Here is an 11646-nt window from a genome sequence, read left to right on the forward strand (position 1 = left end):
CTAGGACGAAGCGGCGGCGCGGGGCACGACACGCTGGTGCAAACCGGTGTGAGAAAGATTTCGGCCGGGTCGCGCGCCCGGAGGGCGGTCCGTGCCCGGTCAGGGCCGGTCGATCACATCTGGAACGGGCCCGCCGCGAAAGACCGTGTCTGGTCGTCCGAAGTCGTCGCCGCCCAGCGGCATCCGGCCGAAGCGCGCGATCGCGGCCGCGCCCTCGAAACGCGGCTCCCAGGGCCGCTCGGTCAGGAAGCAGGCCGCCGAGACCCCGGTCATGTCGCGCGCGAGCGGGTAGTCCGGGAAGCGCCGGACGCCCTGCATGATGTTCGCGCCGGCAAGCTGGATCACGCCCGTCCCCTCGACGAAGTGGTTGTAGGGCAGGCTCATGGCGCTCTCGCGCGTGCGGGTTCTGGCGCCGCAGACGACCACCCGGCCATCGCGCTCATGCGCCCGCAGCATCACGATCAGCTCGCCCCCCGTCGAATACGAGCCGCCCGAGACCGCATAGCGCGCATCGACCGGCTCGGCGCCCGAGGGCAGCGCCCGCGGCGCAACGCAGCCGCCAGAAAGCCCCGCCAGTACCACGAGCCCCGCCAGCCCCGCCGTCCGGATCATCGCGCCTCTCCCCTCTGCCGCGGCCGCAGAGTATCGCCCCGGCCGGCAAAAGAAAACGGCCGCCCCCGTCGGGGACGGCCGCCGAATTCCCGCGCCCGCGAGGGGCGCGCGCGCGTCGTCACTCGATGATTTTCGACACGACGCCTGCGCCGACGGTGCGGCCGCCCTCGCGGATGGCGAAGCGGAGCTTCTCCTCCATCGCGATCGGGGCGATCAGCTGCACGGTGAACTTCAGGTTGTCGCCCGGCATCACCATCTCGGTGCCCTCCGGCAGCTCCACCGTCCCCGTCACGTCGGTCGTGCGGAAGTAGAACTGCGGCCGGTAGTTGGTGAAGAACGGCGTGTGACGGCCGCCCTCCTCCTTCGTCAGGATGTAGGCCTCAGCCTCGAAGCGCTTGTGCGGCTTCACCGAGCCCGGCTTGCACAGCACCTGCCCGCGCTCCACGCCCTCGCGGTCCACGCCGCGCAGAAGCGCGCCGATGTTGTCGCCCGCCTCGCCGCGGTCCAGCAGCTTGCGGAACATCTCGACGCCCGTCACCGTGGTCTTGCGGGTCGGGCGGATGCCGACGATCTCGACCTCCTCGCCCACCGTCACGATGCCGCGCTCGACGCGCCCCGTCACCACCGTGCCGCGGCCCGAGATCGAAAAGACGTCCTCGATCGGCATCAGGAAGGGCTGGTCGATCGGGCGGTCCGGCGTCGGGATGTACTCGTCCACCGCCGCCATCAGCTCGCGCACCTTCTGCTCGCCGATCTCGGGGTTGCGGTCCTCCAGCGCCGCCAGCGCCGAGCCGGCAACGATCGGGATGTCGTCGCCCGGGAAGTCATACGAGCTCAGAAGCTCGCGCACCTCCATCTCGACGAGCTCCAGAAGCTCCGGGTCGTCCACCTGGTCGACCTTGTTCAGGAACACCACCAGCGCCGGCACGCCCACCTGACGCGCCAGCAGGATGTGCTCGCGCGTCTGCGGCATCGGGCCGTCCGCGGCCGAGCACACCAGGATCGCGCCGTCCATCTGCGCGGCACCCGTGATCATGTTCTTCACGTAGTCCGCATGGCCCGGGCAGTCGACATGCGCGTAGTGCCGCGCCGCCGTCTCGTACTCCACATGCGCCGTCGAGATCGTGATCCCGCGCGCCTTCTCCTCCGGCGCCGCGTCGATCTGGTCGTACGCCTTGTACTCCCCGAAATACTTCGTGATCGCAGCCGTCAGCGACGTCTTCCCGTGGTCGACGTGACCGATCGTCCCGATGTTCACATGCGGCTTCGTCCGCTCGAACTTTGCCTTACCCATGATCTCAGCCCTCGTTTTCCGGTGGTGCGGCCATGCCGATCCGGGCGCCCGGATACTGTTTCTGGCCCCGGCGTTCAAGTCGGAATCGCCCGCCCCCCGATGCCGCGTGGCGGAACTGCTCGGAGTATGGTCGCCATCGGCCTTGATTTCGCGGCCGGGGGGTGCTTGATCGCTCCCCGACCCGCAGCGCCCGCGAGAGGAGAGGTCCGATGCCGAGCCGCGCCCTGACGACTGCCGCAGCCATCCTGGCCACCGCGATCCTGCCCCCCTCCGCGCCGGCCCGCGCGGCGGAGGCCAATCTCAGCTTCGCGCATTTCATGCCGGCGACAAGCTGGCAGAACACCGGGCTGTTCGAGGCCTGGGCCGCCGAGGTCGAGGCCGCCTCGGGGCAGCGCATCGACGTCACGGTCTTTCCGGCGCAGACGCTGGGCAAGGCGCCGCAGGGCTACGACAATGCCCGCGACGGCATCGCCGACATCGCGTGGACGGTGCAGGGCTACACCGCCGGGCGCTTCCCGCTGAGCCAGATCGTCGAGCTGCCGGGCCTGTTCGAAACCGCCGAGATTGGCTCCTGCGCCTTCCAGAAACTCTACGACTCGGGCGCGCTTGACGCGGAATACGCCGAGACGCACGTGCTGTTCGTGCACACCCACGGGCCCGGCCACCTGCACACCCGCACGCAGCCCGTGACCACCCTTGCCGACCTCAAGGGGCTCCAGATCCGGCATCCCACCGCGGTGATCGGCAGGCTGCTGGAGCAATTGGGCGCGGTGCCCGTCGGCATGCCCGCGCCGCGCATCTACGAGGCGGCCGAGCGCGGTACGATCGACGGCTTCATGCTGCCCTGGGAGGCGGTCGCGGGCTTCCGCGCCGACGAGGTGTCCGATCACCACACCGAGTTCGGCTTCTACGCGCTCGCCTTCGTCGCCACCATGAACAAGGGCGCCTACGAGCGCCTGCCCGACGACCTGAGAGCGGTGGTGGACGCGAACTCGGGAATGAAATGGACGCTCGCGGCGGGGCGGGGCTATGACGCGGGCGACGTGACGGGGCGCGAGCAGACGCTCGCCTCGGGCACGCTGCACCAGATCGAGGGGGCCGAGCGCGCCGCCTGGCAGGCCGCAGCCGACCGCGCGGCGGCCGCCTACATCGCCGAGCTCGACGCGCAGGGCCTGCCGGGCAGCGCGACCTACGAGGCGGTGAAGGGTTACGTCGCCGCGTGCAAGACCGAGCTGGGCGGCTGAGCCCGGCATGGCCGCGCTGCTTGCCGGGCTGCTGCGCGTCACCGATGCGCTTGCGCGGCTCGGCCTCGTGGCGCTGCTGGGGGTGGTGGCCTGGACGGTGCTGGGCCGCGCGGTGTTCGGCGCGACCGGGGGCGCGGTCGACCCGATCCTGCCGGGCGGGATCGAGCTTGCGAGCCACGCGCTGATGGTCACCATCCTGTGCGCGCTGCCGCGTGCCGCGGTGGGCGGACTCGTGCGGGTCGAGATCCTCGCGGCCCGCCTGCCCCGCCGCCTCGCTCGGGGGCTCGAGCGGCTCTGGGCCGCGGGCTTCGGCCTCTTCGCCGCGACGGTCGCCGTGCTCCTGGGCGGCGAGGCGCGGCTGCAACTGGCGCGGGGCGACGCGACGCAGGACCTCGCGCTGCCGCTCGGCTATGTCACCGGGGGCGCGGCGGTCGCGGCGGGGCTGATCGCGCTGGCCGCGCTCGTCCACGCCGCGCGGGGCGGCGGCGCCCGGCCCGGGCCGGCGCCATGACGCCCGAGGCGGCCGGCCTCGCCGGCATGGGCGCACTGGTCGCGCTGATCGCGCTCGGCTGCCCCGTCGGGCTCGCGATGATCGCGGTCGGCGCGGGCGGCTTCGCGGCCGTGGTCGGCATCGAGCCGGCACTGCGCATCCTCGAGCGCGGCACGCTCGAGACGGTGACCAACTATTCCTTCACGGTCATCCCGCTGTTCATCCTGATGGGGGCGCTGGTCGCGCGCGCGGGGCTCTCGCGCGACCTGTTCCTCGCGGCGCGGCGGCTGACCTGGCGCATCCGCGGCGGCCTCGCGGTCGCGGGCCTCGGCGCGAGCGCGGCCTTCGCCGCCGTCTCGGGCTCGTCGCTCGCCACCGCCTCGACGATGACGCGCGTGGCCTACCCCGAGATGCGGGCGCATGGCTACGACGCGCGCCTCGCGGCGGGGTCGCTGGCGGCGGGGGGAACGCTCGGGATCATGATCCCGCCTTCGGTGGCGCTGCTGCTCTACGCGCTCATCACCGAGCAGTCGGTGGGGACGATGTTCCTCGCGGGCGTTGGGCCGGGCCTCGTGGGCTTCCTGCTCTATGCCGCGGCGGCGATGCTGGCGGCGCGGGCCTGGCGCACCGGGTCCGAGGCGCGGCCCGAGGGCGGGCTCGGCCTTGCGCTGTGGCGCCTCGCCCCCGTGGCGCTGCTGTTCGGGCTGGTGATGGGCGGGCTTTATGGCGGCGTCTTCACGCCGACCGAAGCCGGCGGCGCGGGCGCGGCGCTCGCACTCGGCTTCGCGGTCCTGCGCGGGCTTGGGCGGGAGGGCTTCAATGCCGCCCTGGCCGAGACGGTGGCGCTCAGCGCCAGCCTCTTCGTCATCCTGATCGGGGCCGAGGTGTTCGGCTTCTTCGTCTCGGTCAGCCGCATCTCCTTCGCCATGGCCGAGGCGGTCTCGGCGGCGGGGCTCACGCCGCTCGAGGTGGTGCTCGCGATCCTCGTGTTCTACCTCGTGCTCGGCTGCTTCATGGAGAGCCTCGCCATGATCCTGCTGAGCGTGCCGGTGTTCTTCCCACTGGTCGAGGCGGCGGGGCTCGATCCGGTCTGGTTCGGCATCCTCGCGGTCACCACAGTCGAGGTCGGGCTGATCACGCCGCCGGTGGGAATGAACCTGTTCGTCGTGAACGCCGCGGCGGGCGACCTCAGCCTCGGGCAGATATGGCGCGGCATCCTGCCTTTCGTCGCCGCCGACATCCTGCGCCTGGGCCTCCTGCTCGCCTTCCCGGCGATCGCGCTCTGGCTGCCCGCGGCGCTGGGCGGCTGACCTCAGCCGCCCGACAGGCGGCGCACCCGCTCGATGATCGCGGGGTCCGAGACGCCAAGCTCGTAGGCCCGCATGAAGTCGGCATTCGCCGCCTCGCGCCGCCCTGCGGCGTCGTGCCATGCCCCGCGGGCGGCGTAGGCCGCGCCCCATTCGGGGGCGAGCGCGATGGCGCGGTCGAAGTCGGTGCCGGCGCCCGCGGCCGCGGCCCCGCCCTGCGCGCGCCTTGCCTGCGCGCGGTTCAGCAGCGCCGCCACGTCCTGCGCGTTCGCGACCAGCACCGCCGAGAACTCGGCCACCGCCTCGCCATTCCGCCCCAGCGCGTAGAGCGCCGCGCCGCGTTCGAAATGCGCGGCCGGCCAGTCGCGCCGCAGCGCCAGCGCCTGGTCGAGGTCGCGCAGCGCGTCGCCCGGCCGCCCGGCCTTGCGCAGCAGCACGCCGCGGCCGAACCAGGGCTCGGGCGCGCGGGGGTCGGCGGTGATCGCCGCGCCGTAGTCGACCAGCGCCGCGCGGGTGTCGCCCAGCGCCTCATGCGCCTGCGCCCGGCCGACCAGCGCGCCCGCGAGCCCCGGGTCCAGCGCCAGCGCCTCGGAATGCGCCGCCAGCGCCTCGCGCTCGCGCCCCAGCGCCTGCAGCGCGATGCCGATGTTCATCTGCACCCGCGCCCGCTGACCCGCGTCGAGGCGCCGGTCCTCGAGCGCGCGGCGGCAGAAGCGCAGCGCGTCGGCGGGCGGGCTCGCGGGGTCGGAACAGATGCGAAGGTATTCCGGCGTCATCTGCCGTGCGCCGCCAGCCGTGCCGCCGCAGGCCGCGAGGCCGGCCAGCGCAAGCGTGGCAAAGAAGACGTGCCGCATCATCCCGATCCCACCCGACCAGCCAGAGCCCGTCATCCAGCAATACCCGCGCGCGCGGCGCAACGGAACCCGTGAACGCGACCCGATCCGGCGGCCCCGCCACGGGGCGCGCGCGGCGTGCCGGGCCGCGCTTGCGCCGCGGCGCGTTCCGGCCGATGGTGGCGCGCGAACGGAGCAGACCCACCCATGACCTTCCGCCTTCCCCACCTTTCCGGCAATGCCGAAGGGGCCCTGTGGGCCCTCGCCTCGGTACTGGGCGCCACGGCGATGACGCTTGCCGTGCGGTTCCTCGCGGCCGAGATCCACACGACGATGCTGGCCTTCCTGCGCTCGGCGCTGGCGCTTCTGACGGTGCTGCCGTTCCTGTGGGGAGGCGCGCGGACGCGGCGGCGGGTGCGGATCACGGCGTGGAAGCTGCACATCGCGCGGGGCCTCCTGCTCGCGCTCACGCTCAACACCGGATTCTACGCGATCTGGAAGCTGCCGCTCGCGACCTCGACCATCCTGTTCTTCCTTGCGCCAGTGTTTGCCACGGTGCTTGCCGGGCCGGTGTTGGGCGAGCATGTCGGCCCGCGGCGCTGGGGCGCGACGGCGGCGGGGTTTCTCGGCACCCTGATCATCCTGCGCCCCGGCTTCGGCGCGTTTGACCCGGCGATGATCGTCGCCATCGTCTCGTCCATGGCCTTCGCCTGCGCGCTGATGCTGGGGCGCATCGTCGCCGACCGCGACGGGACGGACGCGGTGTTCGTGTCCTCCTCGCTGATCGTCGCCATCGCGACGCTGCCGCCCGCGCTCATGCACTGGAACATCCCGCTCGCGGCCTGGCAGTGGCTGGCGATCGCGGCGCTGGTGACGGGCTCGTCGCTGCGCACCTATGCCGACATCAAGGCCTATGCGGTGGGCGATGCCGGTTTCGTCGCACCCTTCAGCTACCTGCGTCTCGTGACCGTGGGCGGCGCGGGCTACGTCCTCTTTGCCGAAGCCATCGACGGGCCGACGGTCGCGGGGGGCGCCATCATCATCGCCTCGACCCTCTACATCGCGATCCGCGAGCGCCAGCGCCGGGGCCGCCCGCGCCCGGTGCAGACGCCCTGAGGCCCGCGCCGTTTTGCTTGCATGACGGTGCCGCGCGTCGGAAAAGCGGAGATCGAGCGTTGACCTGACGGCGGTCTCCGGGCACCGCCGGCCTTGCCATGCCCGAAGGAGTTCGATGCGTCCGATCCTGAGCCTTGCAGTCCTTGCGATCTTCGGCGTGCTCACCTGGCACGCGCTCGCCGTCCTCGGGCCGGGGATCGAGCGCCGGATCGACGCGGCCGCCGAGGCAGTCGCGGCACAGCAGAGCCCCCATCCGATCAGCGTCGCGACCCGTGGCAGGTCGGTCAGCGTCTCGGGCCTCGCCGACAGCGAGGCGGCGCGCGACGCCCTGCTGGTCCGGCTGGCCGCGCTGCCCGGAGTGAGCACCGTCGATCACCGCATCCGCGTCCTGCCGCTGCACGAGCCCTTTCGCTTCGCCGCCCGCCGCAACCCCGGCGAGCCGCTCCGCATCGAGGGGGCGGCGCAGAGCGCCGCGGCCGAGCGGCTGATCCTCGACGAGGCGCGCACCATCGCCACCGGCACCATGCTGCAAAGCGCGCTGGTCCTGGCCGCCGGGGCGCCGCATCCGGATTGGACCGCGGCCGTCGGCCGCGCGCTCCGGGCCCTCGGCGCGCTGGCCGAGGGCGAGATCGAGATCTCGGGCCGCGACGGGCACCTCGCGGGCTGGGCAGCGACCGCGCAGGTCCGCGAGGCGGTGCTGGCGGACCTCGCCGCCGACCCGGTGCTGCGATGGGAGGTCGAGGTCGACATCATCCTGCCACGCGCCGAGCCCTACCGCTTCCGCGCCGAGACCGGGCCGGGCGGCGCGAACTTCAGCGGCCACGCGCCGACCGAGGCCGTGCGCGCCCGCCTCGCCGCCGCCGCCGGGCGCCTTGGCGCTGGCGGCGCGACGGGCGAGATCACCCTGGCCGAGGGAATGCCCGGCCGTGGCTGGCCGCTGATGGTCACCCGCGGCATCGACGCGCTCGCCCTGCTCGAGCGCGGGGTGCTCGACGTCGAGGGCTCGACCGCGCGCCTCGCGGGCCGCGCCCCGACGCCCGAAGCCGCGGCCGAGATCGATCGCCTCGCGGGCACCGACATCGCCACCGATCTGGTGATCAGCGACCCCATGCCCGCAGCCCGGCTCGCGGTCGAGATCCCCGCCTCGGGCGAGGGGCCGCGCCTCGCAGAGGGGCGGCTGCCGCAGGGGCTCGACCGTGACGCGCTCGCCCGCGCCCTGCCCGAACTCGACCTCGCGGGCGCCACGCTCGAGACCGGCGGGCGCGGCACCGGCGACGACTGGCAGGGCGCCATCGCCGCGCTCGCGATCGCGCTTCCGCGCCTCGAGACCGGGCGCGCCGACGTGGCTGGCGACCGCCTGCACATCATGGGCCGCCTGCGGGCGGGCTTCAGCGCCGCCAGCACCCGCACGGCGCTGCGCGCGGCGGCGGGCTCGGGCTGGACGCTTGATCTCGCACTCGACGAGGCGCCACAGCCGGCCGAGGTCGCGGTCGCGCTGGACAGCGGGGGCGTCGTCGCCGCCTCGGGCATCCTGCCGGACGGGATCGGGCCCGAGGTCGCGCTGGTGCGGCTGCGCGGCGCGCGCAACGACGGGCTAACCTCGGGCGGCGCGGGCGACCCGCTCGAATGGCGCGGCGCGCTCGATGCATTGGCGGCGGTGATGCCCGCCTTCGCCACCCTCGACGCGCGCATCTCGGAGGGCACGATCGGCATCGACGGAACCCTCGCGCCGGGCGAGACCGCCGGGACCGTGGCCCGGACGCTGGAGGCCGGGCTCCCCGCGACATGGCGGGCGGATCTCGCAGCCCGCGCGCCTCAGTCCCCCGCCCCGGCCGCGGCGAATCCGCCGCCCGATACCGAACCGGCACCCGGGGGCGCCGCGACAACGGGCGGCGGGGACGCCACGGTGGCGCCCCCGCCCGCATCCGCCCCCGCGCCGCCGCCGCGGCCCCGCGCCCGGGCAACCGACAGGCCAGGCGACGCCGCGCGCGCGTCGCAGACGGAGATCAGCCGGTGACATACCTTGCAGGAGAGATGCTCGCGCACCTGATCGGTGCCTTCCTCGCCGGCCTCGCGCTCGGCTGGGTGATCTGGGGTCTGGGACGGTCCGGCAGCGGTCGCAGGGACGGCACCGGCGGCGGGGCCGAGCGGTGAGCGCGCAGCCGCCCACGCCGCGCGAGATCGCCGACCGCCAGCTCGCCGCCTACAACGCGCGCGACCTCGACGCCTACATGGCGCTGTTCGATCCCGCGGCCGAGCTGGTGGATCTGCCCTCGGGGACCGTGCTGGCCAGCGGGGCGCAGGCCATCCGCGCGCTCTATGCCGCGCGCTTCGCGACGCCGGGGCTGGAATGCCGGGTCCATGCCCGGATCGACATCGCCGATCATGCGATCGACCGCGAGACCGTCTACGGCCTTCCCGGCGGCCCGGTCGAGATCCTCGCGCTCTACCGCGTCCGGGCGGGGCTGATCGTCTGGGTGGGGTTCATCCGCGAGCCGGGCCACCGCCCCGGCTGACCGCGCCGGCGCCCCGCCGCGTCACGATGCGTCGCGCGTCGCGTCGTGACCATAGAGCCAGTCGAGCCGCCCGGCCGCGACCTGAGGCGCAAGGCGCGTGACCGCGCCCAGCGCGCCATGGCGCAGAGCCCGCGACAGTCCGCCCGCGTGGAACAGCGCGGCGTTTGTCCGGCTCACGCCCTGAACCCGCGTGGCTCGGGGCCGGCGCCGGGCCTCGTAGGCCGCGAGCGCCTGCGGCACCGGCGCCGCGTCGAGACAGGCGGCCAGCACCACCGCGTCCTCGAGCGCCATCGCCGCGCCCTGCGCCATGAAGGGCAGCATCGGGTGGCAGGCATCGCCCAGCAGCACCGCGCGCCCCTTCGACCACGAAGGGGGCGGCGGGCGGTCGAACAGCCCCCAGCGCAGCGGCGCCTCGACCAGATCGAGCACCCGGCTCACGGCGCCATGCCAGCCTCCGAAGATGCCCCTCAGGCGCGACGCATCGCCGGGCACCGACCAGCCCTCCTCGGTCCAGCCCGAGGACTCCTCGACCGCCACGACGTTGATCAGCGCGCCCCCGCGCAGGTAGTAGGTCACGACATGCCGCCCCCAGCCGGCCCAGACCGTCGCGTCGGGCGGGAGCAGCCCGCCCGGCACCGCGCTGGTCGGGATCACCGCGCGCCAGGCGACCTGCCCGGTGAAGCGCACCGGCGCCGGGCCATGCATCACCTCGCGCAGGGCCGTGCGGACGCCGTCGGCGGCGACCACGAGATCCGCGCTCTCGGTCGTGCCATCGGCCAGCCGCACGGCGACGCCCGCCGCGTCCTCCTGCCAGCCGGTGACCTCGGCGCCCAGCCGCAGCCCGACGCCCGCGGCGGTGGCGGCACCCGCCAGCGCGGCAAGGAGATCGGCGCGGTGGACATGGAGATAGGGCGCGCCCCAGCGCGCCTCGGCGGCCGCGCCCAGCGGCGCCGCGAAAACCTCGCGCCCCGTGACGCCATCGCGCAGCACCGCGCGGCGCGGCCGGAAGGCGTTGGCATCGACCGCGCCGAGCACCCCCAGCGCGCCGAGGCAGCGCGCGGCGTTCGGGCTCATCTGCAGGCCTGCGCCGACCTCGCCAAGCTCGGTCGCGCGCTCGGCAAGGGTGACCTGCCAGCCGCGCCGCGCCAGCGCGAGCGCAGCCGCCGTGCCGCCGATCCCGGCCCCCGCCACGACGGCGCGCCGAGCCGGCGCCTCCTCCTTCACGTGCACGGCATTCCGCCCGGCCGCATGCTCACCCCGTCCTCAGCGGCGCGGGCACCGTGAGCTCGATGACCTTGAGGCCGCGCCGCACCCGGCTCTCGCCCAGCCGGACGCGCGCGCTGAGGCCGGGCACCGGCGTCACGAGCTGCCCGTCGGCGACCGAGCCGCGCCTGTCGATCAGCAGGCTCGCGGTCGCGAAGGCAAGCGCCAGCGCCTCCGACTCGGGCCGGATCGAGGGGCGCACCTCGATCTCGCGGCCGATGAAGGGGGCGAGCCCCCGCGTGATCACGCCGGGCCGCTCGCCGTCCTCGGGCCGCACGAAGAACCAGCGCATCCAGAGCTCGAGCGGCGCGTGTCCCGCCAGCACCCGGGCAAGCTGGTCGCGGAACGCGGCGGGCGCCAGCGCGCCCCGCGCCGGCAGCCACAGGAGCGCGAGCGGCATCGCCCCGCGCACCACCGCGGCGGCGGCGGCGGTCACGGCGACAGCGCGGTTGAAGGCCGCGTCCTCGGGTGTCATGCGCTCGCGCCCGACCATCCCGAGATCGCAGATCTCGACATGCGCGCGGTGCCCGGCCAGCGCCTCGCGGCCGCCCGGCCATGCCTCGGGATTGACGAAGCGGCCCACCTCCTCGACGTCGCCGATCGGCGTGTCGCGGAACGCGATCCAGAGCGCGACGCCCGAGACGACGAAGAACAGGTCCCCCGCCGGCACCTCGGGCGCGCGCGCGCCGATCAGGCGCCCCAGCGCGCCGCCGCGCGGCTCGGGTGCGTTGCCCCGCATCAGGGGATGCAGCTCGACCGTCGCCCCGGCATGGGCGACGACGGTGCGCAGATGGTCACGGAATTCGCGCGCGTCCGGGGCGGCCACCGGCTCGGGCATCGGCATCAGCAGCGAGAAATGCTCGCGCTGCGCCAGTTCCTTGCGAAGTCTGTGCTCGAGCCCGCCGCCGAACATGCCCCGCTAGCCTCCGCCCGCGGCCGCAGGCCCCCGCCGCGCGCAGGCGAGTGGGTCG

General features: G+C 74.4%; 12 protein-coding genes. 7 read left to right on the top strand and 5 right to left on the bottom strand.

Features of this window, described 5'->3' with window-relative positions:
- Positions 1-99: 99 nt before the first annotated feature.
- Both M1105_RS01895 and tuf read right to left on the bottom strand, forming a co-directional pair.
- Positions 100-612, bottom strand: coding sequence for a hypothetical protein (locus M1105_RS01895; protein ID WP_249578653.1), 513 nt, complete (start codon positions 610-612; stop codon positions 100-102).
- Between the two features lie 118 nt (positions 613-730).
- A complete protein-coding gene (gene tuf, locus M1105_RS01900; protein ID WP_249578654.1) occupies positions 731-1906 on the bottom strand; it encodes an elongation factor Tu in 1176 nt (391 codons plus the stop codon).
- Between the two features lie 209 nt (positions 1907-2115).
- Between tuf and M1105_RS01905 the strand changes: the two genes are divergently transcribed.
- From M1105_RS01905 to M1105_RS01915, 3 genes are read left to right on the top strand one after another with little or no spacing between them, the layout of a single operon-like run.
- Complete coding sequence (locus M1105_RS01905; protein WP_249578655.1) at positions 2116-3150, top strand: TRAP transporter substrate-binding protein; 1035 nt, start codon at positions 2116-2118, stop codon at positions 3148-3150.
- Between the two features lie 7 nt (positions 3151-3157).
- Positions 3158-3661 carry a TRAP transporter small permease gene (locus M1105_RS01910; protein WP_249578656.1) on the top strand — a complete coding sequence of 168 codons (504 nt, stop codon included), beginning with the start codon at positions 3158-3160 and terminating at the stop codon, positions 3659-3661.
- A complete protein-coding gene (locus tag M1105_RS01915; protein WP_249578657.1) occupies positions 3658-4950 on the top strand; it encodes a TRAP transporter large permease in 1293 nt (430 codons plus the stop codon). The genes M1105_RS01910 and M1105_RS01915 overlap by 4 nt, the downstream gene beginning before the upstream one ends.
- Positions 4951-4952: 2 nt before the next feature.
- Here the strand turns inward: M1105_RS01915 and M1105_RS01920 are convergent, their stop codons facing one another.
- Positions 4953-5837 carry a tetratricopeptide repeat protein gene (locus M1105_RS01920; protein ID WP_249578658.1) on the bottom strand — a complete coding sequence of 295 codons (885 nt, stop codon included), beginning with the start codon at positions 5835-5837 and terminating at the stop codon, positions 4953-4955.
- A gap of 150 nt (positions 5838-5987) precedes the next feature.
- Between M1105_RS01920 and M1105_RS01925 the strand changes: the two genes are divergently transcribed.
- The 4 genes from M1105_RS01925 to M1105_RS01940 all read left to right on the top strand — a co-directional run bounded on the left by M1105_RS01925 (position 5988) and on the right by M1105_RS01940 (position 9412).
- Entirely contained in the window at positions 5988-6896 is a 909-nt protein-coding gene (locus M1105_RS01925; protein ID WP_249578659.1) for a DMT family transporter, read from the top strand.
- A 115-nt stretch (positions 6897-7011) separates the two neighbouring features.
- Positions 7012-8913: a BON domain-containing protein gene (locus M1105_RS01930; protein ID WP_249578660.1), complete on the top strand. Its 1902-nt coding sequence runs from the start codon at positions 7012-7014 to the stop codon at positions 8911-8913.
- On the top strand, positions 8910-9050 hold the full coding sequence (locus M1105_RS01935) for a hypothetical protein (RefSeq protein WP_249578661.1): 141 nt from the start codon (positions 8910-8912) through the stop codon (positions 9048-9050). The genes M1105_RS01930 and M1105_RS01935 overlap by 4 nt, the downstream gene beginning before the upstream one ends.
- The gene (locus tag M1105_RS01940; RefSeq protein WP_249578662.1) at positions 9047-9412 is read left to right on the top strand and encodes a nuclear transport factor 2 family protein; all 366 of its coding nucleotides are present in this window, start codon (positions 9047-9049) and stop codon (positions 9410-9412) included. Before M1105_RS01935 ends, M1105_RS01940 begins: the two co-directional genes overlap by 4 nt.
- Positions 9413-9433: 21 nt before the next feature.
- Here the strand turns inward: M1105_RS01940 and M1105_RS20760 are convergent, their stop codons facing one another.
- Together M1105_RS20760 and M1105_RS01950 are read right to left on the bottom strand one after the other, a co-directional pair.
- Positions 9434-10642: an FAD-dependent oxidoreductase gene (locus M1105_RS20760; RefSeq protein WP_249578663.1), complete on the bottom strand. Its 1209-nt coding sequence runs from the start codon at positions 10640-10642 to the stop codon at positions 9434-9436.
- Between the two features lie 22 nt (positions 10643-10664).
- Complete coding sequence (locus M1105_RS01950) at positions 10665-11588, bottom strand: hypothetical protein (RefSeq protein WP_249578664.1); 924 nt, start codon at positions 11586-11588, stop codon at positions 10665-10667.
- Positions 11589-11646 lie beyond the last annotated feature (58 nt).

This window comes from Thermohalobaculum sediminis, from assembly GCF_023487995.1.
Taxonomy (GTDB): domain Bacteria; phylum Pseudomonadota; class Alphaproteobacteria; order Rhodobacterales; family Rhodobacteraceae; genus Thermohalobaculum; species Thermohalobaculum sediminis.

What these genes read in the sequence shown, in the direction of transcription:
- M1105_RS01895 (WP_249578653.1), bottom strand. Translation starts at nt 612, where the DNA reads ATGATCCGGACGGCGGGGCTGGCGGGGCTCGTGGTACTGGCGGGGCTT.
- tuf (WP_249578654.1), bottom strand. Translation starts at nt 1,906, where the DNA reads ATGGGTAAGGCAAAGTTCGAGCGGACGAAGCCGCATGTGAACATCGGG.
- M1105_RS01905 (WP_249578655.1), top strand. Translation starts at nt 2,116, where the DNA reads ATGCCGAGCCGCGCCCTGACGACTGCCGCAGCCATCCTGGCCACCGCG.
- M1105_RS01910 (WP_249578656.1), top strand. Translation starts at nt 3,158, where the DNA reads ATGGCCGCGCTGCTTGCCGGGCTGCTGCGCGTCACCGATGCGCTTGCG.
- M1105_RS01915 (WP_249578657.1), top strand. Translation starts at nt 3,658, where the DNA reads ATGACGCCCGAGGCGGCCGGCCTCGCCGGCATGGGCGCACTGGTCGCG.
- M1105_RS01920 (WP_249578658.1), bottom strand. Translation starts at nt 5,837, where the DNA reads ATGACGGGCTCTGGCTGGTCGGGTGGGATCGGGATGATGCGGCACGTC.
- M1105_RS01925 (WP_249578659.1), top strand. Translation starts at nt 5,988, where the DNA reads ATGACCTTCCGCCTTCCCCACCTTTCCGGCAATGCCGAAGGGGCCCTG.
- M1105_RS01930 (WP_249578660.1), top strand. Translation starts at nt 7,012, where the DNA reads ATGCGTCCGATCCTGAGCCTTGCAGTCCTTGCGATCTTCGGCGTGCTC.
- M1105_RS01950 (WP_249578664.1), bottom strand. Translation starts at nt 11,588, where the DNA reads ATGTTCGGCGGCGGGCTCGAGCACAGACTTCGCAAGGAACTGGCGCAG.